The 22333-nt window shown below is 67.7% G+C and carries 21 protein-coding genes; 14 read left to right on the top strand and 7 right to left on the bottom strand.

Going from position 1 to position 22333, the window contains the following annotated elements:
• Positions 1-164: 164 nt before the first annotated feature.
• Positions 165-938, top strand: a complete 774-nt coding sequence (locus NL1_RS19210; protein ID WP_067841241.1) for a TIGR03084 family metal-binding protein — start codon at positions 165-167, stop codon at positions 936-938.
• Between the two features lie 104 nt (positions 939-1042).
• Here the strand turns inward: NL1_RS19210 and NL1_RS19215 are convergent, their stop codons facing one another.
• Positions 1043-1720: a FadR/GntR family transcriptional regulator gene (locus NL1_RS19215; protein WP_218024451.1), complete on the bottom strand. Its 678-nt coding sequence runs from the start codon at positions 1718-1720 to the stop codon at positions 1043-1045.
• A gap of 204 nt (positions 1721-1924) precedes the next feature.
• Here NL1_RS19215 and NL1_RS19220 point away from each other — a divergent pair, with 204 nt between their 5' ends.
• From NL1_RS19220 to NL1_RS19230, 3 genes are read left to right on the top strand one after another with little or no spacing between them, the layout of a single operon-like run.
• A complete protein-coding gene (locus NL1_RS19220; protein ID WP_067841243.1) occupies positions 1925-3409 on the top strand; it encodes an amino acid permease in 1485 nt (494 codons plus the stop codon).
• Positions 3406-4482, top strand: coding sequence for an asparaginase domain-containing protein (locus tag NL1_RS19225; RefSeq protein WP_067841245.1), 1077 nt, complete (start codon positions 3406-3408; stop codon positions 4480-4482). Before NL1_RS19220 ends, NL1_RS19225 begins: the two co-directional genes overlap by 4 nt.
• Entirely contained in the window at positions 4482-5942 is a 1461-nt protein-coding gene (locus NL1_RS19230) for an aspartate ammonia-lyase (protein WP_067841247.1), read from the top strand. The genes NL1_RS19225 and NL1_RS19230 overlap by 1 nt, the downstream gene beginning before the upstream one ends.
• Here the strand turns inward: NL1_RS19230 and NL1_RS19235 are convergent.
• Together NL1_RS19235 and NL1_RS19240 are read right to left on the bottom strand one after the other, a co-directional pair.
• Positions 5923-6915, bottom strand: coding sequence for an NAD(P)H-quinone oxidoreductase (locus tag NL1_RS19235; RefSeq protein ID WP_067841248.1), 993 nt, complete (start codon positions 6913-6915; stop codon positions 5923-5925). The genes NL1_RS19230 and NL1_RS19235 overlap by 20 nt on opposite strands.
• A 90-nt stretch (positions 6916-7005) precedes the next feature.
• On the bottom strand, positions 7006-8022 hold the full coding sequence (locus NL1_RS19240; protein ID WP_067841250.1) for an AraC family transcriptional regulator: 1017 nt from the start codon (positions 8020-8022) through the stop codon (positions 7006-7008).
• Between the two features lie 298 nt (positions 8023-8320).
• On the opposite strand from NL1_RS19240, the gene NL1_RS19245 reads away from it, so the two are divergent.
• The 8 genes from NL1_RS19245 (at position 8321) to NL1_RS19280 (ending at position 15757) form a co-directional block, all read left to right on the top strand.
• Positions 8321-9295, top strand: coding sequence for a quinone oxidoreductase family protein (locus NL1_RS19245; protein WP_067841252.1), 975 nt, complete (start codon positions 8321-8323; stop codon positions 9293-9295).
• 47 nt (positions 9296-9342) lie between these two features.
• A complete protein-coding gene (locus tag NL1_RS19250; protein WP_067841254.1) occupies positions 9343-10236 on the top strand; it encodes a TauD/TfdA dioxygenase family protein in 894 nt (297 codons plus the stop codon).
• 45 nt (positions 10237-10281) lie between these two features.
• Entirely contained in the window at positions 10282-11334 is a 1053-nt protein-coding gene (locus tag NL1_RS19255) for a beta-keto acid cleavage family enzyme (protein ID WP_067841256.1), read from the top strand.
• A 211-nt stretch (positions 11335-11545) separates the two neighbouring features.
• Positions 11546-12826, top strand: a complete 1281-nt coding sequence (locus tag NL1_RS19260) for an MFS transporter (protein WP_067841324.1) — start codon at positions 11546-11548, stop codon at positions 12824-12826.
• A 29-nt stretch (positions 12827-12855) separates the two neighbouring features.
• Positions 12856-13458, top strand: a complete 603-nt coding sequence (locus NL1_RS19265) for an RBBP9/YdeN family alpha/beta hydrolase (RefSeq protein ID WP_067841326.1) — start codon at positions 12856-12858, stop codon at positions 13456-13458.
• Positions 13455-14219, top strand: a complete 765-nt coding sequence (locus tag NL1_RS19270) for a CoA transferase subunit A (RefSeq protein WP_067841258.1) — start codon at positions 13455-13457, stop codon at positions 14217-14219. The genes NL1_RS19265 and NL1_RS19270 overlap by 4 nt, the downstream gene beginning before the upstream one ends.
• A 1-nt stretch (position 14220) precedes the next feature.
• A complete protein-coding gene (locus NL1_RS19275; RefSeq protein ID WP_067841260.1) occupies positions 14221-14877 on the top strand; it encodes a CoA transferase subunit B in 657 nt (218 codons plus the stop codon).
• Between the two features lie 121 nt (positions 14878-14998).
• The gene (locus NL1_RS19280) at positions 14999-15757 is read left to right on the top strand and encodes a DUF8020 domain-containing protein (RefSeq protein WP_156094941.1); all 759 of its coding nucleotides are present in this window, start codon (positions 14999-15001) and stop codon (positions 15755-15757) included.
• A 503-nt stretch (positions 15758-16260) separates the two neighbouring features.
• On the opposite strand, the gene NL1_RS19285 is transcribed toward NL1_RS19280, so the two are convergent.
• Both NL1_RS19285 and NL1_RS19290 read right to left on the bottom strand, forming a co-directional pair.
• Positions 16261-17142, bottom strand: coding sequence for an SDR family oxidoreductase (locus tag NL1_RS19285; RefSeq protein WP_067841263.1), 882 nt, complete (start codon positions 17140-17142; stop codon positions 16261-16263).
• 70 nt (positions 17143-17212) lie between these two features.
• Positions 17213-18463 (bottom strand): saccharopine dehydrogenase family protein, encoded by a 1251-nt coding sequence (locus NL1_RS19290; protein ID WP_084510753.1) that lies wholly within the window; start codon positions 18461-18463, stop codon positions 17213-17215.
• A gap of 90 nt (positions 18464-18553) precedes the next feature.
• On the opposite strand from NL1_RS19290, the gene NL1_RS19295 reads away from it, so the two are divergent.
• Positions 18554-19069, top strand: a complete 516-nt coding sequence (locus NL1_RS19295; RefSeq protein ID WP_067841267.1) for a hypothetical protein — start codon at positions 18554-18556, stop codon at positions 19067-19069.
• On the opposite strand, the gene NL1_RS19300 is transcribed toward NL1_RS19295, so the two are convergent.
• Positions 19014-19910: a DNA-binding transcriptional regulator gene (locus tag NL1_RS19300; protein ID WP_067841269.1), complete on the bottom strand. Its 897-nt coding sequence runs from the start codon at positions 19908-19910 to the stop codon at positions 19014-19016. The genes NL1_RS19295 and NL1_RS19300 overlap by 56 nt on opposite strands.
• 114 nt (positions 19911-20024) lie before the next feature.
• Here NL1_RS19300 and NL1_RS19305 point away from each other — a divergent pair, with 114 nt between their 5' ends.
• Positions 20025-21026 carry an alpha/beta hydrolase family protein gene (locus NL1_RS19305; RefSeq protein ID WP_218024453.1) on the top strand — a complete coding sequence of 334 codons (1002 nt, stop codon included), beginning with the start codon at positions 20025-20027 and terminating at the stop codon, positions 21024-21026.
• 66 nt (positions 21027-21092) lie between these two features.
• Here NL1_RS19305 and NL1_RS19310 read toward each other — a convergent pair whose 3' ends face one another.
• Positions 21093-22325: an MFS transporter gene (locus tag NL1_RS19310; RefSeq protein ID WP_067841273.1), complete on the bottom strand. Its 1233-nt coding sequence runs from the start codon at positions 22323-22325 to the stop codon at positions 21093-21095.
• Between the last annotated feature and the right edge of the window lie 8 nt (positions 22326-22333).

Here is a 22333-nt window from a genome sequence, read left to right on the forward strand (position 1 = left end):
CTCGGCCGCGGTGCCATCGCGTTTCGGTCAGTGCGGCGCAAGCGGAGTCATATGACGGCAATCGCACGCTCATCGGTCTTTCCGGAATGTATCTGCTGTGCGGCACGGTCGGCGTCTACCTTGGTGATGGTCATGTTCGACCATGCGCGTGAAGGTGATACTGGATGTTGGATTACGGCCTCGACATGTCCGATGTGGAGCGCGATCTCGCTCTGCCCGATCTGGTGGCCGAAGGAGATGAGCTCGACGCCCTGGTATCAGCCGAGGCCGACTGGTCCAAGGCCACGCCGGCAGTGGGGTGGACGATCGCCCACCAGATCGCTCATCTTGCTGCGGCTGATGCGAACGTTCTCATCGCCATACGGACCCCGGAGGCGTTCGACGCCGTGCTGAAGCAGGCGGAAGCCGCAGGCAGCCGATACGCCGATCTCGACGCCGCCGCGGGAGCCGCCAAACCACGATCTGCGCTGCTGGAACAATGGCGCGCTGGTCGAGCCGAGGTAGCGGCGGCGCTGCGAGACATTCCACTGGACCATGGGTTTCCGTGGTACAGCTCGCAATTGACCGCCGCGCTCATGGTGCCGCTTCGACTGATGGAAACATGGGCTCACGGGCAGGACGTTTTCGACGCACTGGGTGTCTCCCGCCGTCCGACGGGTCGGCTCCGGCATGTGGCTTCCTTGGGAGTCGTAGGGCGAGAGCTGTCGTTCTACGCTGCCCAATTGCCTACTCCGACAGAGCCTTTCCGTGTCGAGCTGACCGGTCCCGACGGCGGAAGCTGGGTATGGGGCCCAGAAGATGCGGAGCAACGGGTCCAGGGCAGTGCCCTCGACTTCTGCCTTCGAGTCACCCAACGCAGGCCCCGAGCCGAGACCGACCTCACCGCGGTCGGCGAGGACGCACAGAAGTGGCTGGAGATCGCTCGCGTCTTCCTCTGAAGAGGTTGGCTCCCTGAGCCACTGATTTCGACGGCAGCCCTGACAATGCCCACACGCGTGACGAGCGACGGTTCCGAGGGGTCTGCGGCCAGCGCAGGCGGCGGTTACCCGCCGATGCGGGCGATCGTCTCCGCCACCCGCTCCAGATGTTCCGCCATCGCTTGCTCGGCGGCCTCGGGCGAGCCCGCTTCGATGGCCCGGACGATGGCCTCGTGTTCCCGATCGGAATCGGCGCGGCGGTCTTGGGTCAGATTGAGGAATTCCGACTGCGGGTCCAGCGCATGGCGGGTATCGGCCACCACCGCGGTCAGCATTTTGTTTCCGCTGGCCGCCGCGATGGCGGTGTGCAACTCGCCGTCGTAGCGGACCCACTCGCGCGTGTCGGTGGCTGCGGCGAGTTTGTCGAGCAACTCGAAAAGGCGCCGCAGTTGGTCCGCCGTGTGGCGCCGAGCCGCGAACCCCGCGGTAGGGATCTCGATCAGCTGGCGAGCCTCGATCAGGTCTCCCGCGTCGACACCGGCGAACGTCAGTTGCGGGCTCTCCTTCTTGGAGACGACGAAAGTGCCTCGGCCCGTGAGAGTTTCGGTGAGACCCAAGGTCGCGCAGGCATGTAGCGCCTCACGGACCACCGGACGGCTGACGCCGAACTGTTGGGCCAAGGCGAGCTCGGCGGGCAAGCGGTCGCCTACCGCGTATTCGCCGCTCTGGATCAGGCCCTTCAGCCGACGAAAGACCGCTTCCGTTGCACCGATGCGCTGCACCCGGCCTTCTTCGACTGTCACGTGACCAAGTATGGAGATCTGCCGATGGGGCGTCAAAACGCTCGGTCCGGCGGGTTTCGTGTCGGCATGCGCGTTGACAGCCGATGTGACCTGCATTACGGTCAACCTGTCTTACAGCCTGACCGCATGGCAGCTATACCTGCTTGACGTTCGGGGTAGAGCAGCGCGCTGCCCGCAGGCTGGATTCGGCCCAAGGAAGGTTTCATGACGCATCACGACGGACTGTCGGCCCGGCCAGCCACCAAAACACCAGCAGCGAAGCTCGACATCGGCGATGTCGGCTATCAGAAACAGCTACGCAAGCGCCATATGCAGATGATCGCGATCGGCGGTTCCATCGGCACCGGGTTGTTCCTCGGGGCCAGCGGTCGTATGGCGCTCGCCGGGCCGTCGCTGGCCATCGTCTACATCGTGTGCGGCGTCTTCACGTTCATGGTCGTGCGTGCACTCGGCGAGCTGGTCATGTACCGGCCCTCGTCCGGAGCGTTCGTCTCCTACGCCCGCGAATTCCTCGGCGAGCGCGGGGCGTATACGGTCGGCTGGCTGTACTTCCTGAATTGGTCGACCACCCTGGTCGCCGACATCACCGCCGTGGCGCTCTATGCGCATTTCTGGTCGCTGTTCGTACCGATACCGCAGTGGGTCCTCGCGCTGATCGCGCTTGCGGTCGTCGTCGGACTCAATGTCGTGTCGGTACGCCTGTTCGGCGAGCTGGAGTTCTGGTTCGCGCTGGTCAAGGTCGGCACCATCGTCGCCTTCATGCTGCTGGCCGTGGTGTTCATCGTCACCGGCACTCCGGTCGACGGGAACGTCCCCGGCTTCTCGACGATCGCCGACAACGGCGGCTTCTTCCCCAACGGTCTGGCTCCGATGCTCACCATCGCGCTCGGCGTCGTGTTCGCGTTCGGCGGGACGGAGATGATCGGCGTCGCCGCGGGCGAATCCGACAACCCCGGTGCCGTGGTTCCGAAGGCGGTCAACTCCATCATGTGGCGGATCATCCTGTTCTACGCCGGCTCGGTGGTCCTGTTCACGCTGTTGCTGCCGTGGACGGCGTACTCCCCCAGCGAGAGCCCGTTCGTCACCGTGATGAGCTCGATCGGGATCCCGCACGCGGGCGACGTCATGAACCTGGTCGTGCTCACCGCCGCGATGTCGAGCCTGAACGCCGGTCTGTACGCGACCGGTCGCACCCTGCGGTCGATGGCCGTGTCCGGGGCGGCGCCACGCTTCGCCGCGCGGATGAATCGCCATGGCGTTCCGTACGGCGGAATCCTGATCACCAGTTCGGTCGGCATCGCCGGTGTGGTGCTGAACCTCCTCGTGCCTCAGAAGGCATTCGAGATCGTGCTGAACCTCGCCGGGCTCGGCATCGTCGGAACCTGGGCTTCGATCATGATCTGTCACTGGATCTTCGTGCGGAAGTCCCAGCTCGGCGAGTACCGTCGCCCCGCCTTCCAGCTCCCGTTCGCGCCGGTGCTCAACATCCTGACTCTCGGCTTCCTGGCCGGCGTCGTCGCACTGATGTTCTTCGACGACGAGATCGGGCGGATCACCCTTGTGGTGTTCGCCGTCGTCGTCGCGGCCATGGTCGCGGGATGGTTCCGGATCAGGGGGCGGCTGGATCCGGATGTGCTCGCCTCGACGGACCGTCCTGACGCGACCCCCGAGGGAGCACCCGGCGCATGATCACTCGCGGAACTGCACGTTCCCACGCGGCATTGCGGGTCGACGTCCTCTACACCGGCGGCACTTTCGGCATGGCCGATCGGGGCGCGGGCATGGGACCGCGTTCGGGAATCGGTGCCGAGATCGCGGACGCCATCACCCGATACGACAAGGCGATGGGCCGAGCGGTCGAGTTCCGGTACGCCGAATTCGACCGCGTCATCGACAGCGCCGACGCCGACCCGGACACGGCCTTCCGGATAGCCGAGTGGGTGCGAGACAGCACCGAGCCGGAGCGCCCGGATGGTGTCATCGTCATTCACGGCACCGACACCATGGCCTATGTCGGCGCCCGCGTAGCGTTCGAACTGCGCGATCTCGATGTCTCCGTGGTGTTCACCGGCGCTCAGATACCCCTCGGCCACCCCGGCAGCGACGCGCAACACAACCTGTGTCTGGCACTGGATTCGATTGCGACCCAACCGGGCCCGGGGACCTACATCGCGTTCGGCTCGTCTTTGCATCCCGCTGTGCGGGCCCGCAAACGCGCCTGCGACGACTACGACGGCTTCGCCACCATCCGGGAACTCACCCCACCCTTGTCCCCTCCCGCACTCCTCCCGCGAGGAAACAGCACGGCTACCCGCCTCCCGGTGGGCCTGCTCACTGTCTTTCCCGGCCTGCACGCCGACTTGCTCATGGCCGCGATTCGGCAGTATCCGGGCGGCATCGTCCTCGAATGCTATGGCTCCGGCACGATGCCGCACGGAGCCGAAGTCGTCGAGACGATCCGGACGGCGACTCGGCGCGGAACCCCGGTCGTCGTGATCACCCAGTGTGACAGCGGTTCGGTCGATCTCGCGCGATACCTGCCCGGACGGGCCCTACTCGACGCGGGTGTGATCAGCGGAGGCGATATGACCAGAGAGGCGGCGCTCGCCAAGCTGGCCTACCTCGTCGATCTCGGGTTCTCCGGCGAGCAGCTGCGGGACTGGATGACGACCAACATGCTCGGCGAGCTGTCGAATCCCGCGACGACCACGCCGCTTCCAGCAACTGTCCGCGAGGACGCCCTGACCGTCCGGAGCCGATGATGACCGACAGCACCCGAACCGAACGAGACTCGCTCGGCACCCGCACCGTGCCAGGCGAGGCCTACTGGGGTATCCACACCGCACGCGCGCTGGACAATTTCGCCATCACCGGCGACAGCATCGGGCGGTACCCCGCGCTCGTCGCCGCTCTCGCCGCGGTCAAGCAGGCGGCCTGTCGCGCCAACCGAGCACTCGGCATCCTCGACGCTCGCCGCGCCGACGCGATCGAATCGGCCTGCGACGAGATCAGGGGCGGCGCGCTGCACGACCAGTTTCCGATCGACCCGATCCAGGGCGGCGCGGGTACCTCGACGAACATGAACGCCAACGAAGTCATCGCCAACCGAGCGCTGGAGTTGCTCGGCTACGACCGCGGGAGCTACCCCGAACTGGATCCGCTCGACCACGTCAACCTCGGCCAATCCACCAACGACGTGTACCCGACCGCAGTTCGCATCGCCTTCGTGCGGCACATCAGGGAACTCGTCGCCGCACTGCGCCGCCTCGCGGACGCGTTCGACGCCAAGGCGGAGGAATTCGCCGACGTCATCAAAATGGGCCGCACCCAGCTGCAGGACGCTGTGCCCATGACGCTCGGACAGGAATTCGGCACCTTCGCGGTGATGGTCGGCGAGGACTGCGACCGGCTCGAGGAAGGCATCGCCCTGCTGTGCGAGAGCAACCTCGGTGGCACCGCGATCGGCACCGGAATCAACGGCCATCCGAGCTACCCCGCGCTGGCCTGTGCGCACTTGGCCGAGCTCACCGGCGAACGGATCACGCCAGCGGCCAATCTGATCGAGGCCACGCAGGATTGCGGCGCCTTCGTTCAGGTCTCCGGCATTCTCAAGCGGGTCGCGGTCAAGCTCTCCAAAACGTGCAACGACCTCCGGTTGATGTCGTCCGGCCCCACAACGGGTTTCGGCGAGATCAATCTGCCGCCGGTCCAGGCCGGGTCATCGATCATGCCGGGAAAGGTCAATCCGGTCATTCCGGAGATCGTCAATCAGGTCGCTTTCGAGGCCATCGGCAACGACCTGACCGTGACCATGGCCGCTGAGGCCGGGCAGCTCCAACTCAACGCGTTCGAACCGATCATCGCCTACAGCATGCTGCGCACCACCACACATCTGACCGCCGCGGTCGACACCTTGGCGACCAAGTGCGTCGCGGGCATCACCCCCAATCGCGACCATCTCGAGCAGGGCGTTCGGCGCTCCGTCGGCATCGTCACAGCACTGACCCCCTACATCGGATACGCGGCCAGCGCCCGCATCGCCAAACAAGCACTGCACACCGGCCAATCCGTCGCCGACATCGCGATCGAACTCGGCTTGCTCACACCCGAAGCGATCGAGGAAGTCCTCGGAGCCCGCAAGCTTGCGGGTCTCGCCGGTCACTCGGCCGTCGGAAGCGGTGAGGGGGTCACAGAGGGCCGCGTCAGGGCTCGCGAACGGTGAGCAGCACCTTGCCGATGGTCTCGGCGGAGTCCAGCAGCGGGTGGGCCTCGGCGACATCGGCGATCGGAACCTCGGCGGCGACGACCGGCGCGATGGTTCCCTCGGAGATCAACGGCCACAGCTGTGTGCGTAGCTCCGCGATGATGTCGGCCTTGGAGCCCGGCCCGCGCTCGGGACGGCGGCGCAGGTTGGTCACGTGGATCGAGCCCCGTTTGCCCAGCAGCACACCGAGATTCACCTCGGCGACGGCCCCGTCCTGCAGTCCGATGATCGTCAGGTCGCCGTCCTCGGCGAGGGCTTCCACATTCCTCTGCAGGTAGCCCGCGCCCATGATGTCGAGAATGACGTCCGCACCGGGATACTCGGTGGTCATGACGGAGACGAAGTCCTCTTCGCGGTAGTTGATCAGCGTGTTCGCCCCCAGCTCCCGGCAGCGCTCCAGCTTGAACCGCGATCCCGCGGTCACCGCGACGCGAGCGCCCAGCGCCCGGCCCACCTGAATCGCGTGCGTGCCGATCCCGCTTCCACCGCCGTGGATCAGCAGGACCTGCCCACTGCTCAGCCCCGCGGTCATCACCAGATTCGACCAGACGGTGGCGGCCGCTTCGGGCAATGCCGCCGCGGCAGTCAGGCTCACCCCGTCGGGTACCGGCAGCACCTGGGTGGCGGGCACGTTCACCCGCTCGGCGTAGCCGCCGCCGGACAACAGCGCGCACACCGCATCACCGGGCGCCCACTCCCGCACACCGGCGCCGACCTCGGCGACGACACCGGAAACCTCCAGACCGAGAATCTCGCTGGCTCCCGGCGGCGGTGGGTAGAGACCGTATCGCTGCATGACATCGGCGCGATTCACCCCCGCGGCCACCACCTCGATGGCCACCTCCCCCGGGCCGGGAGCAGGCAGGTCATCCACCTGGGCCCACTTCATGACCTCCGGTTCACCGAAGCCGTCGAGCGTCACCGCATACATGTGATTCCCTTTCGATCGCCGACGATGTACACATCGCTTACATTACCCTAGATGTTAGCGGCGTCAATATTCGGTGTTCGACCCGGCCGCTTACGTCGCGGACCGGGAACGGCCATCGCGCCACTGCTTGGGGCTGCAGCCGTGTCTGCTGCGGAACCAGCGTGAGAAGTTGCTCTGCGAGGAGAATGCGAGCAATTGGGCAATTTCGGTCAGCGAGTGGCGGCGATGCGCCACGAGGTGCTGCGCCAGCTCGGTGCGTGTGGCATCGAGCAGGGAGGTGAAGGTCTGCCCCTCCGCGGCCAGTTGCCGATGGACGGTGCGACGGTCGACGCCGAGACTGCGCGCAACCTGTTCGATCGAACAGCGCCCGGTGGGTAGCAGGAGCTCGATGAGTTCGCGCACCCGGTCCGATGTCGATGTGGTTGCCGCATGGTCGGCGCGGGCGGCATCGAGAAACTGCTGGGCGTAGGCTCGCAGCTGCGGATCCGACATCGCGTTGTTCGTGTCGAGATCTGTTGTGTAAGTGACTATTCCATTGAACTCCTGCTCGAATGTCACATTCGGCCCGAGGATGCGGTGATGGTCGCGGAGATCTTGCGGCGCGGGGTGGGTGAACCGGACTTCCACAGGCTGCCAGCCGGTTCCGAGGAATTCGCGCAGGACCCCGTGCAGCACGCCGACGGCTAGTTCGATGGCTTGGCGAGTCGCACCGGGCTCCCCGGTATCCAGCGTGAGGCGGAGGGTGGCGATGCCGTTGCGTTCGGTCAGACGGGTGTGCAGGGCCTCGTTGTACATGTGCTCGTGCCGGGACATGACGCGCAGCGCGCTGCGGACGTCCGGCTCTTCCCGGAGGACCAGACTCAGCGGGCCGAGATTGGCGAAGCGGCGGCGCTCGGCGAGCCGGAGCCCGAAGTCCTCGCAGCGCGCTTCGAGCGCGGAGCGTTCGAGCAGGCCTGCGATCGCGGCGGCGGGAACCCAGCGGTCTTGCAGGCTCAGGCTGGCCGGATCCAGGCCGGCGTCGCGGACCAGACGGACCGGATCGAGACCGAGAGACCTTCCGAGTTCCACATAGCCGTTCAATGCGGCGTAGCGCGCGAGGGACTTCACTCATCCTCCTGCCGTGTCCCGAGATGAATAGATTCCCGTCCCACAATGATAAGCATTGCCGCGCGATCTGGCTTACGGTGGGTTACATCACAGCGAGTTGGTCGGTGACATAAGGAAGACACCGTGATCGGTGAGCGCACCCGGCACGGTCTTCCGCCGACATCTCGCACTAAGTGGTCCGGCAGCCTTCGACGCCCGCTCGCGGGCACGGCACGGCACGGCGGATCACCGGACCCATCCGTCAGCCATGACCGCCGACCGGCCCCCGGGCCGGTGTACGGCTAGAAGGAGATGCACTGTGGCACAAGCTGTTCGCTTCTACGAGACCGGTGGCCCGGAGGTCCTGCGCTGGGAAGACGCCGAAGTCGGCGAGCCGGGACCCGGCGAAGTCCGCATCCGGCACGAGGCGGTCGGGCTCAATTTCGCCGACACCTACTTCCGCACCGGCCTGTATCCGGCGGCACTGCCCGCGGGTATGGGCGTGGAGGCGGCGGGCGTGATCGAGGCCGTCGGGCCGGGCGTCACCGGGTTCCGGACGGGCGACCGCGTCACCTACACCGGTAGCCCGTTGGGCGCATACAGCACCGAACGGGTCATGGGCGCGGAACATCTCATCGCGCTGCCGGAGGAGATCGCGTTCGAGACCGCAGCAGCCATGACCATGCGCGGCCTGACCGCGGCCTACCTCCTGCGCCGCATCCATCCCCTGCGCGCAGGCGACACCGTCCTCCTGCACGCGGCCGCGGGCGGCGTCGGCCTGCTCTTCACCCAATGGGCGAAACTGCTGGGCGTCACCGTGATCGGAACGGTGTCGAGCGAGGAGAAGGCCGAGACCGCCAAGGCGCACGGCTGCGATCACGTAATCATCTACACCCGCGAGGATGTGGCGGCCCGGGTGCGCGAAATAACCAGCGGGACAGGTGTTCCGGTGGTGTACGACAGCATCGGCAAGACCACCTACCGGTCCTCGCTGGACTCGCTGGCCCGCCGCGGCCTGCTGGTGTGTTTCGGCACCGCCTCGGGTCCGGTACCGCCCATCGACGCCATGGAATTGGCGGTCAAGGGCTCGCTCTTCGTCACCCGGCCCGCGTTGGCGGACTACATTGCCGACCCCGCCGAGCGGGCCGCGCTGGCGGGCGAACTGTTCGACCACGTCGCCGCGGGCCGCATCCGCATCGACATCAATCAGCGCCACGCCCTCTCCGAGGCCGCCGCGGCGCACCACGATCTGGAGTCGGGGAGCAGCATCGGCTCCTCGGTCTTCGTTCTCTGACCCGCCCGGCCCCCGAGCCGGATTCCCGCATCAACGAAGGACTCGACATGACAACTATCACCCCGCCGAGGGATTCGAAGACTCCCACGTCGATCGGCGTCAGGCCGTTGACCTGCACGATCGGAGCGGAGCTGGACGAGGTGGACCTGTCGAGGGCAGCGCACGACGACGCGCTGTTCGCCGAGCTGCACGCCCTCCTGCTCGAATACAAGGTGCTGTTCGTGCGCGATCAGGACATCAGCCGCGCCGATCATGTCGCTCTCGCAAGACGTTTCGGCGATCTCGAGGACCATCCGGTCGCGGGCAGCGACCCGGACCATCCCGGCCTCGTCCGCATCTACAAAGACCTCGACAGTCCTCCGGAGCACTACGAGAACGCCTACCACTGTGATGCCACCTGGCGGGAGAACCCGCCGATGGGCTGCGTACTGCGCTGCGTCGAGACGCCCCCCGTCGGCGGCGACACGATCTGGGTGAACATGGCCGAGGCCTACCGGCGACTGCCCGAGCAGGTGAAAGAACGCATCCAGGGCTTGCGAGCGCGGCACAGCATCGAGGCCAGCTTCGGCGCCGCCATGCCCGAGGACGAGCGCCGCGAACTCGCGCGACGGTTCCCCGATGCCGAGCACCCGGTGGTGCGCACCCACCCCGAGACCGGCGAGCAGATCCTGTTCGTCAACTCCTTCACGACGCACCTGGTCAACTTCCACACCCCGGAGAACGTGCGCTTCGGCGCCGACTACGCCCCCGGAGCCGCCGAGCTGCTGCACTACCTGATGCGGCAGGCCACCATCCCCGAATACCAAGTGCGGTGGCGGTGGACCGAGAACAGCTTCGCCATCTGGGACAACCGATCCACCCAGCACTACGCGGTCCAGGATTACTGGCCCGCGGTCCGGAAGATGGAGCGCGCCGGGATCGTCGGCGACGCGACGTTCTGAACTCCCTCTCCCCCACCATGATTCGAATCCGAACGGAGCACTCTCATGTATTTCCACGACGACTCGCTGTTCCCGGAGAACCAGGAGAAGCTGGTCATCACCGCCGCCCCCTACGGCCCCGAGTGGGAACTCGACGACTTTCGCGAGGACCTGCCGCTGACCATGGACGAGCACGTCCAGGCCGCGGTGGACTGCTACGACGCAGGGGCCACGGTGCTGCACATCCATGTGCGTGAACTCGACGGCAAGGGCTCCAAGCGGCTGTCGAAGTTCAACGAGCTGCTCGGCCGCCTGCGCGAAGCGGTGCCGGACATGATCCTGCAGGTCGGTGGCTCCATCTCCTTCGCTCCGGAAGGCGAAGGCGCGGACGCCAAGTGGCTTTCCGATGACGCCCGGCACCTGCTCGCCGAACTCGACCCGAAACCGGATCAGGTCACCATCGCCATCAACACCAACCAGATGAACATCGTCGAGCTGATGACCGACGACGACATCGCGGGCACGTCGTTCACGCGGCCGGAGGTATACGAGGCGTACCGGGAGATGGTTGTCCCCGCCGGACCGGCTTGGGTCGAGGAACATCTGAAGCGACTGCAGGCCAATGGGATTCAGCCGCACTTCCAGCTGGCCAACATTGCGCAGCTGGAGACGGTGGAACGGTTGATCCGCCGCGGCGTGTACACGGGGCCGCTCATGGTGACCTGGGTCGGCATCGGGGGCGGCTTCGACGGGCCGAACCCCTACAACATGATGGAGTTCATCCGCCGCGTCCCCGACGGCGCCGTCTTGACCCTCGAGACGCTCATGCGGAGCTGCCTGCCGGTCAACACCATGGCCATCGCCATGGGACTGCACGCGCGCTGCGGCAACGAGGACACCCTGTGGGGCCGCAAGGGCGAGAAGATGACCTCGGTGCAACAGGTCGAGCAGCTGGTCCGCGTCGCGGGCGAGCTGGGCCGTGCGGTCGCCACCGGCAAGGAGGCGCGCGAGATCTACCGGCTCGACGAGCGCTACGCCGACGCCGACGAAACCCTGGCCAAGATCGGATTCGCTCCCAACCGTAAGCCCGGCCAACTCGGATTCACCCACCACGCCTGAGCACTCCGGGCGATGCCACGACGGGCATCGCCCGCCCTGGGCCCCGGCCCGGTGGGCCTCGCGGGCCCCGGCGCGGTAGGCCTCGCGCCCTCGATTCCTTTCACAGCTCCGGTGCGCGCACACCGTCTCGCGCACCGGATTCGTAGGAGCACCAATGGAGTTGCACACTACCGCCACCGGGACGGGCGGCTCGCCCGCCGCCGTCCCGGCCATGGCGGCCACCCGCACGCCGACAATCCGCCGGATTTTTCCGTGGGTCGTCTTCGCCCTGGCGTTCGGTCTGCTGCTGGCCGACTACATGTCACGACAGGTCCTCAGCGCGGTCTTCCCCTTCCTGAAAATCGAATGGGCACTGTCGGATTCGAAGCTGGCCTCGCTGAGCAGCATCGTGGCGCTCATGGTCGGTCTGCTGACGCTGCCGCTCTCGCTGCTGGCCGATCGGTGGGGCCGGGTACGCAGCCTGGTTCTGATGGCAGTCCTCTGGAGCGCAGCCACCCTGGTGTGCGCGACCGCCACCGGTTACGAACAGATGCTCGGCGCTCGGTTCCTGGTCGGGGTCGGTGAGGCCGCCTACGGCAGCGTCGGCATCGCGGTGGTGCTCAGCGTCTTCGCGCCCCACGTGCACGCCGCGCTGAGCGGGGCGTTCATGGCGGGCGGCTCATTCGGTTCGGTCCTCGGCGTCGCCGCCGGTGGCGTCATCGCCGTCCAGTTCGGCTGGCGGTGGGCCTTCGCCGCCATGGCCGTATTCGGCCTGATCCTGGCCGTGCTCTTCCGCACCGTCATCAGCGACGCGAAGCTGGCTCGGCACGCCACCGACCCGGCACCGGCGAGGCGCGAGGACGGTGGCGGGTTTCGCGCGCCGGTCTCGACGCTGTTCACGAACCCGGCGGTGCTCTGCGCCTACCTCGGCAGCGCCTTGCAGATCTTCACCGCCGCGGTGCTGCTGTCGTGGATGCCGAGTTTCTTCCATCGCTACTACGATCTGGCGCCGGACAAAGCGGGCGCATTCGCCTCGATATTCGTGCTTCTCGTCGGCGTGGGCATGGTCGTCTGCGGGATGATCACCGACCGCGCCGGCCGCGCCGATATGTCCCGCAAATGGACGACCGCGATCGTGTTCTGCCTGGTCTCGCTCCTGTGCCTGACCGTCGGCTTCGGCCTGGACAACGGTGCGTCGCAACTGGTTCTGATCGGCATCGGGGCATTCTTCTCCGGCGGATCGTCCGGGCCTGCCGCGGCCATGGTCGCCAGTCTCACCCACTCCTCCGTGCGCGCCTCGGCCTTCGGGACGCTCACCCTGGCCAACAGCCTGCTCGGCCTGGCCCTCGGCCCGTTCGTCGTCGGCGTGCTCGCCGACCACATCGGACTCAGCGGGGCGCTGCGGCTGGCGCCGCTGACCTACCTCGTCGCCATCGCGGCGCTGATTCTCGGCAAGCGCTGCTACCCGTCCGGGTTGCGGAAGCTCGCTGCACTGAATCCCGCCGCCTCATAACAGTTCTCGAAAGGATGCGCCGCAACACCATGAGCAGCATCATCGAACCCACTGTCGTCATCGTGCCCGGCATGCGCGACCACGTGGCCGAGCATTGGCAGACCCTGCTCGCCGACCGGCTCGATCGGGTGCGCACGGTACCGGCGCTGGAACACAACCGGCTCAGCCGGACGGCGCAGGTCGCCGCACTCGATGCCGTGCTCGGCGGCATCGACGGCCCCGCGGTGCTCGTCGCACACAGCGCGGGCGTCATGACCACCGTGCACTGGGCCCAGCAGGCGGGCGGGCCGGTGCGGGGAGCACTGCTGGTCACCCCACCCGACTTCGAAACGCCCCTGCCGCAAGACTATCCGTCGATCGAAGAACTCGACACGCACGGCTGGACTCCCATTCCATGGCGGCGGCTGCCGTTCCCGAGCATCGTGGCCGCCAGCACCACCGACCCGCTCGCCGGGTTCCGGCGCGCGGCGGCGATGGCCGAGGCATGGGGCAGCCGCCTGGTCGACCTCGGCGATGTCGGCCACCTCAATCCCGCCTCCGGGTACGGCTACTGGCCGCGTGCGGAGGAACTCCTGCGAGAACTGCTCGACATGACCGCCCGGACGGCGACCGGAGCAGAGGCCTGCCGATGAGCAAGATCTTCGATTCGGCGGCCGACGCCGTCGCCGATATCGCGTCCGGCGCGTCGCTGGCCGTCGGGGGATTCGGATTGTGTGGCATCCCGGACGCGCTCGTCGCCGCTGTCGCCGCGGGCGCCGCCACCGATCTGGAGGTGTTCTCCAACAACTGCGGCACGGACGGGCACGGCCTGGGAATCCTGCTCGCAGCCAAGCGAATTCGCCGCATCACCGCCTCCTATGTGGGCGAGAACAGCGAATTCGCCCGTCAATACCTCGCAGGCGAGCTCGAGGTCGAGCTGACGCCGCAGGGCACCCTCGCCGAGAAACTGCGCGCGGGAGGAGCGGGAATCCCGGCCTTCTTCACACCTGCCGGGGTCGGTACGCCCGTCGCCGAAGGCGGGCTGCCCTGGCGTTACGGTCCGGGTGGTGCGGTGCTGATCGCCTCGCCACCCAAGGAGGTCCGCACCTTCGGCGGCGGCTGGGGCCACCGGCGCTTCGTACTCGAGGAAGCCATTGCGACCGATTTCGCGCTGGTGCACGCGGTCGTCGGCGATACCGACGGCAACCTGGTGTTCGACAAGTCGGCACGCAACTTCAATCCGCTGGCGGCCACGGCCGGTCGCATCTGTATCGCACAGGTCGAAAATCTCGTCCCCGCAGGCGATCTCGACGCCGCGCAGATCCACCTGCCCGGCATCTTCGTCGATCGCATCGTGCACACCGGGACACAGATCAAACAGATCGAGAAGTACACCGTCGCCCAGGAGAACTGACATGACGACCGCAACGACCGGTCTCGGCTGGACCCGCACCGACATGGCCATCCGAGCCGCGCGGGAGCTGCGCGACGGGGAATACGTCAACCTGGGCATCGGCCTGCCGACCCTGATCCCCAACCACCTGCCCGAGGACGTGCGCGTCACCCTGCATTCCGAGAACGGAATCCTCGGCACCGGCCCCTATCCGGCACCGGACGAGGTCGACGCCGACCTGATCAACGCGGGCAAGGAGACCGTGACCACCGTCGCGGGCGCCTCGTTCTTCGATTCCGCAACCAGTTTCGGCATGATCCGCGGCGGGCACATCGACACCGCCGTCCTCGGCGGCATGCAGGTCTCGGCCACCGGCGACCTCGCGAACTGGATGGTGCCCGGGCACATGGTCAAAGGCATGGGCGGCGCCATGGATCTCGTGCACGGAGCCCGCCGCGTCCTCGTGCTCATGGAACACACCGACAAGAACGGCGCGTCGAAGATCGTGCCCCGCTGCACACTTCCGCTCACCGGTGAGCGCGTCGTGCATCGCGTCATCACGAATCTCGCCGTCATCGACGTCACACCCGCCGGCCTGGTGCTGCGCGAATGCGCACCCGGTGTCGCCGAGCACCACGTCCGGGCGGCCACCGCGGCCCCGCTCACCTTGGCGCACTGACGAATCCAGCAGTTCGCGCTGCCCATGACCGCCAGCGGCAAGGTCCTCAAACGTGAACTCGCACAAGTCGATTCACCAACCTGACCCACACTCACCAACGGAGATGAGGAAATCCATGAAGATGAGGACAACGGCAGTGACGGCGGCGCTGGCCGCCACTGCCGTGACGGTCGCGGCGGCGACCGCGCAGGCCGCACCCGCGACCGGCGAGGAACCCGGTGGCGTGCACTACGAAGTCACCCGGCAAGGGGACTCCGCCGTCGTGGCGGTCAGTGGTGGCACGCTGCGCCACGACGACCAGCAACTCGTGCTGTTCGACCACACCGACAAGCCGGTCGCCGCGATCCCGCTGACCTACCGAGTCGACGACACCGCCTACCCCATCACCGCCGAAATCGACGGCACCACCGCGACCCTGACACCCTCGCGCGACCACGGACAACCCGTCACACCCGTGGCCGCCACCGACATCGTCACCGTCGAACAAGCCGCCACCCAGGTCGCCGAATCCTTCACCCCCCGCGACGCCCAAGCACTGGGCGTCTTCGCCCAACGCGCCGCCATCGGCGCCGCGGTCAGCGCCGTACTCGGCGCGGTCATCGGCGCCGGAATCGGCTGCCTGGTCGGCGGCGCCGCCGGAGCCGTCGTCTCCAGCCCCGTCATCGCACTGCTGCTGCCCTTCGTCGGCGCCACCGTCGCAGGCTGCGTACTCGGCATGGCCACCCTCGGCGCGGTCGGAACCATGGCCGGAGTCGTCCTCGCCGGAGGACCCATCACCCTGTTCTCCGCCATCCAATACTTCTCCACCATCCTCACCCCCTGCCCACCCGAACTCCCCTCCTGCAAAGACCCCGCACAACCCGCCCCACCCGCGAAATAGCCGACAGGGCACGCGCGCCCGGGGCAACCCGCCCGCGAAGTAGCCGCTACCGATACCGCGCGCCCGGGGGCTACCCGCATCCGGGCGCGCGGCCCGCGCACCGCGTCGTGGGTCGGCGTGTATGGGCCCGGGCTCGCGCTGGCGCCGTCGCGGTCCTTGCCGCCTCGACACTGGGGCGATGGCTCCCCGCGATGAGGCACTCGTGGCGGCGATCATCGGCGGCGCAGTCGCGGCGAGCATCATCCCGCTACCGCAGCGCGTCCAGCGGATTGCAGTTCTGCTTCATGCGCATCGGTGTCGCACTGCTGGGCCTGCAAGTGACCTCCACCGACATCCTCGAGTACTCCTGGCCTGATCTCTGTCCGCTGTGCAGCCGTGGAAGACCGCGTCGCCGGAGTTGGTCGCACTTAGGTTGGGTAGGTGAGTTCAGCGCGCGGAGTGGTCGTTCTCGTCCTGCCCGAGAGTGCTCGAAGCAAGCCGTGCAGTGAGGGCAGACGCAGTCCCTAGTCTTCGCCGAGTGCCTGTGTCCGGGCGCTGAACGAACGACCGAGCCCGGCCACCTCGGCGTCCATCTCCGGCAGCCATGCCGGGGTGGTCTTGCCGCTCGCGCGTTCGGCGAGCGGCGTCTGGAGCAGTGGCCGCAGCCAGCGCAGCATGCCGACCCAAGCGGGCACGTTGATCCGCCTGGCGCGCCGCGCGATTCCCCGCTCGAACTTGGCGCCGCACTTCTGCACCGAGGTCGTCTTTCGGATCGGGCCCGGCAGTGCGGCGAGGCCTCGCGCGACCGCGGGCAGGTCGGTGAAGCTCTCCTGCACGAGCGGGGTGTCGATCCACGACATGTGCGCGGACCCGACGTCGACGCCGTGGTGCGCGACCTCGAGCCGCAGCGCGTTCGCGAAGTGCTCGACCCCGGCCTTGGTGGCGTCGTAGGCCGCCATCCCCGGCATCGCCAGGTAGGCCGCGAGGGAGGAGACGATCAGCACGTACCCGCGACGCTCGATGACCGAGGGCAGGGCGGCGCGGACGGTGTGGAAGCAACCGACGAGGTTGACATCGATCACCCGCCGGAAGGCGGCGGGGTCCACCCCCAGGACCGACCCGTAGCTGGCGATGCCCGCGTTGGCCACGACGATATCGATGCCGCCGAACCTCTCGACCCCTTGTGCGACCGCGGCCTGGATCGCGGCGAGATCGCGCACGTCGGCTGGGACCGCGACAACGTATTCGTCGCCGCCCAGTTCCATTGCGAGTTCCCGCAGCGGGGGCGGGTCGACATCGATGAGCACTAAATACGCACCTTGCGCGCGCAGCCGCCGGGCGACTTCAGCGCCGATGCCGCGCGCGCCGCCGGTGATGAGTACGACCTTCCCGGTGAAGGCGGTCATGGACCTAGTCTAAGTGGCGGTTCGTTCGGGTTGGCGGTATTCGGCAGCCACAGAGGACGCGGGGCTCGGATCATCCACGGTGCACCCTTCGGTCGCGTTTGCCGTTGTCGACGAGGGCGGCGCTGGGCGCTTGTTCGACGCTGACCACATGCTGGGAAGGCTCCAGACCGATGCGGATGCCGAGGTCGGTGAAGAAGCGGTCGGGGTCGATGATCGCTTCCGGTGGATGGACCCCCGGCCTGCGTGCCGTGGCGTCGAGGAGCTGGGCCAAGCCCAGCGCCAGGGGGACGCCGGTGAACCGGGCCATATCGGCGGTGAATCGGGCGATTTCGGCGGTGTCGGTGAGATGGGCGAGGACCGTGCGGTGTTCGTCGCCTGCGCTGCCGGTGACCGCGGCGAAGAACGGCGGCAAGGTGCCGTGGGAGCCTAACGTCGTAGCGCGTGGCATGGCTCGGAGCGTCCGCCGCAAGCTGGGTTCGGCCAGCTCCCTCGCCGCGGATTCGTTGGTGAGTCTGCCCTTGTCGATGTCGGTGCGCAGCACATCCAGGTAGGCCGCGGTGCCCGGCGTGACGACCATGAGGTTCGCGGCGTCCCCGGAGGGCGCGAGGGATCGGTGCAGGGTGACCGGTTCGGGGTGCCCCACGGTGTAGGCGGTGCCGCGGCGCCGGCCGGGTAAGGCCAAGGTGACCGCACGCAAGGGCGCTTCCTCGGTCAGGCGGCCGTCGCGGACGACGGTGATGGCGCCGCTGATCTGCTGCATCCAGTGCACCGCGGCAGCCGATGGTTCGCCTCCCGCGCCCAGTGTTTCGGCGGCGTCGAGCGCCTCGGGGACGTCGACGGGCCATGCGGTGTAAGCGTTTTCGACGCGATCGAGGTCGCGGGCGGCTCGGGCCGCGAGCAGGTTGCTCACCCCTGGGCTGGCGCCCATGCCGATGATCGCGCACACCCCGGCGTCGCGGGCGGCGGCGTCGAGTTCGAGCATCCGCACCGTCGGCTCCCAGTCGTCACAGATGTCGAGATAGTGCGTCCGCGTCCGGATCGCCGCCGCCAGTATCGACAAGCCGAAGCGGTAATACGGCCCGACCGTATTGAGCACCACGTCGGCATCGCGCAGCGCGCCGCGCAGATCATCGGACTCGGTCACGTCCACTCGGCGCGCGCGGACTACAGCACCGTGTCCGGCCGAAGCCTCGGCCAGCGCGTGCGCCGCGGCGAGGTCGCGATCGGCCACCACGACTTCGGTCACGGCGGGCAGGGTGACGGCAGCTCGGACGGCCGCCGCTCCCATTGCCCCGGACCCGCCCAGTGCGAGAACTCGCATGGCGCCTCCTTCGATCAGAATGCAAACGCTCGTCTTTAATACGAACGAATGTAGCATGATCGCATTCGGTCTCGCCCCACGGAGGAACATATGGGTGCCCGTCTCGCGGCCGGTCGGTTCGAAGATCCCTGCGGCGCACACGATCCCGGCCCGTCGCAGCCGATCCGCAGGCTTGTCGCACGGGAAGCGTGGGGCGGCATCGTCATCGGTTCGGTGACGCTGCCCTTCACGACCCCGGCCGCCGCGGCGGTACCGGACTGGGTGCAGCTGCTCGGGCTGGCCACGCTGCTGGGCGCACTGATACTGAGGCTGCGCTGCTGGCGTGAGCTGATCGCACAGGGACTGAGGCGGTCGGGAATACCGGCTTCGGTCCGGCTGCACGAGCAGGTGCGAGGCGAACGCCTGGTTCGCCTCGGCACTTTCGCGGTCGGAGGTGCAACCGTGGCACTGCTGCCGATTCCACCCACCTGGGTGAGGTTCTGGTTCGCACTCGGGCTCGCGACCGTTGCCCTGGCGGTGATGTCGCTGGTCGCCCAGCAGTGGGAGACGACTACGGTTGCGCACCGCCGGGCGCTCGGCCCGCGTCCTCGACCACGTCTCCGATGACCTCGGCGTAGAGCCGGAATATGCGCAGCCGGTCCCGCAATGATTGCCCGCTCATCAGCTGTGCCCAGCATTCGGCTACCACCGCGCGAGCGTGCGCGCCGGGCCACGGCTGCGGCACCAACTCCGGCGGCAGTAGCGGGTCGGGGTCGGTGGCTCTGGTGAACTCGGCGGCGAGTTCGATGGCTACGGTGAGGATTTCCGGTTGGGACAGCTCCCGCGGACCGGCGAGTCGATCGAGCCGGGCCCTGGCGACATCGAGCAGCCGGTCGTGGCGCGCGGCGATCTCCTCCAGCGGCCACAGCCGGGCGGCGATCTCTCGCGGCGAATCGAGCTCGCCCACAAGGAGATTCGTGGTGGTGAGGCGGGTCATGTAACCACCGACGCCCAGCTTGCCGGCCAAAGCCTCGATGTAGGGTTCCCACGGATTCGGCGAGACGTAGAGCCCGCCTTGAATGGCCGCGCCGCCGAGGTGGACGATGCCATCGCGCATGGCGTCCCGCGCCTGCCGCTCGACCTCGGGAATGGCGAACGCGACCAGATGCCAGTTCCCGTCCCAGGGCGCGGCGCCACGATCCTGGTCGTACATGAAGCGGATGAACTCGACGTTCGGCTCGATCGCGCCCCGGATCTCCGCGTCGACCCGCAGCGACGCGCGACGGCCGCGGCCTTCCTGCACGAGCTGGCCCTCGGCGACGAGTCGCCGAATGTGCAGGCGCACTTGCTGATCGGTCATGCCCAGAGCGTTCGCCACCGCGTAGAGCTCGGCCGCGTCGATCGTCGCATCCTCCCGGATCATGCTTTCGACCAGCACCCGGGTCGGGATATCGACCTTGACGTCCACGTTCTCTCCTCTCGCAGCAGCAATCCCCGACTATTCGTTCGATTCTACAACGACAGTTTCCAGTCTGAACGTTATGGTGGGGTGATGCAGCCGCACCGGCGGAAGTCCCTCCGCATCCTGATGTCGATACTGGCCGTCGTCGCGGTGTGCGCGGCGGCAGGCGGGTGGGTGGTGTATCAGCACACGTACGACCTGCGCGAGGAGCGGGTCACCATCCCGGGTGCGAGCCAACCACTGCAGGGCGTGCTCGCTCTCCCCGAGCACGGCGAGGGCCCCTTCGGGCTGGTGGTATTCGTGCACGGTGACGGACCCAAGGATGCCACCGGCGAGACGTTCTATCGGCCGATATGGGAGTCGTTCGCCGCCGCCGGATACGCCTCGCTGTCCTGGGACAAGGCGGGAATCAATGGGGCGCCGGGCAATTGGCTCGACCAGAGCATGACCGACCGGTCCGCGGAAACGCTCGCGGCCATCGAGTGGGCACGCACGCGAACGCAGATCGATCCGGACCGGATCGGACTGTGGGGCGCCAGCCAAGCCGGCTGGGTACTGCCCAAGGTCGCCGCACAGGATTCCCGGTTGCGGTTCGTGATCGCGGTCTCCCCCGCGGTCAACTGGCTGCAACAGGGCCGGTACCACACGCTCGCCGAACTCCGCGAGCGTGGCGCCACCCGAGCGGAGGTCGACGACGCACTCGCCCGGCGGGAGAACACGCTGGCCTTGCTCGAGCGGGCCGCGACCTTCCCGGAGGCCGAAGCCGCGGGCGTCACCGGACTCACGGCCGACCGCTGGCGGTTCATCCAGAAGAACTACACCGCCGATGCCACCGCCGACCTGGCGCAAGTGCGGATCCCGGTGCTGCTGATACTGGCCGAACACGACCTCAACGTCGACATCGCCGACACCGAACGGACCTATCGGGCGCAACTCGCCCGACCGGGTCAGCTTCAGGTGCAAAGCTACAGCGACGCACGACACTCGCTGGTACGCAAAAGCATCGAGGACAGCGCGGTGAAGTCCTACCTCACCGCACTCGCCGCCCCGCGCAGCCTGTTCGCCGAGGGGTTTCTGGCCGACCAACGCCGCTTCGTCGAAGACCGCCGGGCCGACGAGTGAGCCGGCGAGCATCCACCGCCTGGAGGCAACCCCCCACCGCAGGATCGCGAACGCCGGCTACCGGAGTCAGGGACGTGGTGTCGCGGACCGGTCCGGTCGCTGTGCGGGTTCTTCGCGTTCGGCTGCTTGGAACGAAATGCCCAGCGCCGCCGGAAGTTTGGCGATGACGGCGAGACCTGCGATGAGGATCGCGGCACCGACGACGAGGAGCGCGACCCGCAGGTCGAAGGCGTCGGTCAGTGCGCCTGCGATCGCCGGACCGGTCATCAGGCCCGCGCCGTAGGCGAGGTTGAACAGGGTGTAGGCGCCGCCGAGGGCCGGTGGCCGGGTGCGCTGGCCTTGAAACCCGATCAGCGTCGTGCCGGGCGCCGAGAGCAAAGCCATCGCCGCTCCGAGCAGGATCATCGCGATGATCACCTGCCACAGCTGGGCGCTGACCGCCATCAGGGCAAGGCCCACGGCGGCGACGAGGATGCCGAGGGTGACGAGCAGGCGAGCATCGACCTTGCCGATCAGCGCACCGACGATCGGATTGAGGACGGCGCCGACGATGACGGTCAGGCCGAACAGCAGACCGATGCCCACCGGGCCGGTGTCGAAGGACAGGGCCAAGTGCAGCGGGAGCACCGGCTCGATCGAGGCGATCATCGCGGCGCCGAGGAGCACCACCACGACGACCGGGACCGTACCGGGCACTCGCAGCACCGCCAAGGGCCCCGTGGGGTCGTCGGTCGCGGCGTGATCGACGCGGACGAACACCACGCGAGCGAGACCGTCGACGACCGCGAGTCCGGCGGCGAGCAGGAACGGAACAACGGTGCCGAAGTGCTCGACCAGCAGCCCGCCGACCGGGGGCCCGGCGAGGATACCGACGCTGATCATGCTCATCGCAACACCCATCACCGGTCCGCGCTTGGCGAACGGCACCGTGGCAGCGATCAGCGAAAGGCTCGCCACCCACGCCATGCCCGCGGCGAACCCCTGCAGGGTGCGACCGACGAGCAGCAGCCAGAACGGCCCGCCGAGCGCGAAAAGGACAGTGGCAGCGGCCAGACCGAGCAAACCGATCAACAGGGGCATGCGCGGTCCGTGCCGGTCCACGAGGGCGCCCGCCACCGGTGTGGCCAACAGCATCGTGGCGGCGTAGCCGGCGAACAGCAACCCGGTCGCGGCCGGGCCCGCGTCAACGGTCGCCGATAGCAGCGGCAGTACCGGGATCGCCAATCCGTAAATGAACATGTCGGTGAACAAGGCCAGGCACGCGACGATCACCGCCGCGGTCGAGGAACTATTGCTCATACGAGCGG

Source organism: Nocardia lijiangensis NBRC 108240, from assembly GCF_001613045.1.
Lineage (GTDB): Bacteria > Actinomycetota > Actinomycetes > Mycobacteriales > Mycobacteriaceae > Nocardia > Nocardia lijiangensis.

Coding starts and splice junctions, on each gene's coding strand:
- NL1_RS19210 (WP_067841241.1), top strand. CDS start 165: ATGTTGGATTACGGCCTCGACATGTCCGATGTGGAGCGCGATCTCGCT.
- NL1_RS19220 (WP_067841243.1), top strand. CDS start 1,925: ATGACGCATCACGACGGACTGTCGGCCCGGCCAGCCACCAAAACACCA.
- NL1_RS19225 (WP_067841245.1), top strand. CDS start 3,406: ATGATCACTCGCGGAACTGCACGTTCCCACGCGGCATTGCGGGTCGAC.
- NL1_RS19230 (WP_067841247.1), top strand. CDS start 4,482: ATGACCGACAGCACCCGAACCGAACGAGACTCGCTCGGCACCCGCACC.
- NL1_RS19235 (WP_067841248.1), bottom strand. CDS start 6,915: ATGTATGCGGTGACGCTCGACGGCTTCGGTGAACCGGAGGTCATGAAG.
- NL1_RS19250 (WP_067841254.1), top strand. CDS start 9,343: ATGACAACTATCACCCCGCCGAGGGATTCGAAGACTCCCACGTCGATC.
- NL1_RS19255 (WP_067841256.1), top strand. CDS start 10,282: ATGTATTTCCACGACGACTCGCTGTTCCCGGAGAACCAGGAGAAGCTG.
- NL1_RS19260 (WP_067841324.1), top strand. CDS start 11,546: ATGGCGGCCACCCGCACGCCGACAATCCGCCGGATTTTTCCGTGGGTC.
- NL1_RS19265 (WP_067841326.1), top strand. CDS start 12,856: ATGAGCAGCATCATCGAACCCACTGTCGTCATCGTGCCCGGCATGCGC.
- NL1_RS19270 (WP_067841258.1), top strand. CDS start 13,455: ATGAGCAAGATCTTCGATTCGGCGGCCGACGCCGTCGCCGATATCGCG.
- NL1_RS19275 (WP_067841260.1), top strand. CDS start 14,221: ATGACGACCGCAACGACCGGTCTCGGCTGGACCCGCACCGACATGGCC.
- NL1_RS19280 (WP_156094941.1), top strand. CDS start 14,999: ATGAGGACAACGGCAGTGACGGCGGCGCTGGCCGCCACTGCCGTGACG.
- NL1_RS19285 (WP_067841263.1), bottom strand. CDS start 17,142: ATGACCGCCTTCACCGGGAAGGTCGTACTCATCACCGGCGGCGCGCGC.
- NL1_RS19290 (WP_084510753.1), bottom strand. CDS start 18,463: ATGCGAGTTCTCGCACTGGGCGGGTCCGGGGCAATGGGAGCGGCGGCC.
- NL1_RS19295 (WP_067841267.1), top strand. CDS start 18,554: ATGGGTGCCCGTCTCGCGGCCGGTCGGTTCGAAGATCCCTGCGGCGCA.
- NL1_RS19310 (WP_067841273.1), bottom strand. CDS start 22,325: ATGAGCAATAGTTCCTCGACCGCGGCGGTGATCGTCGCGTGCCTGGCC.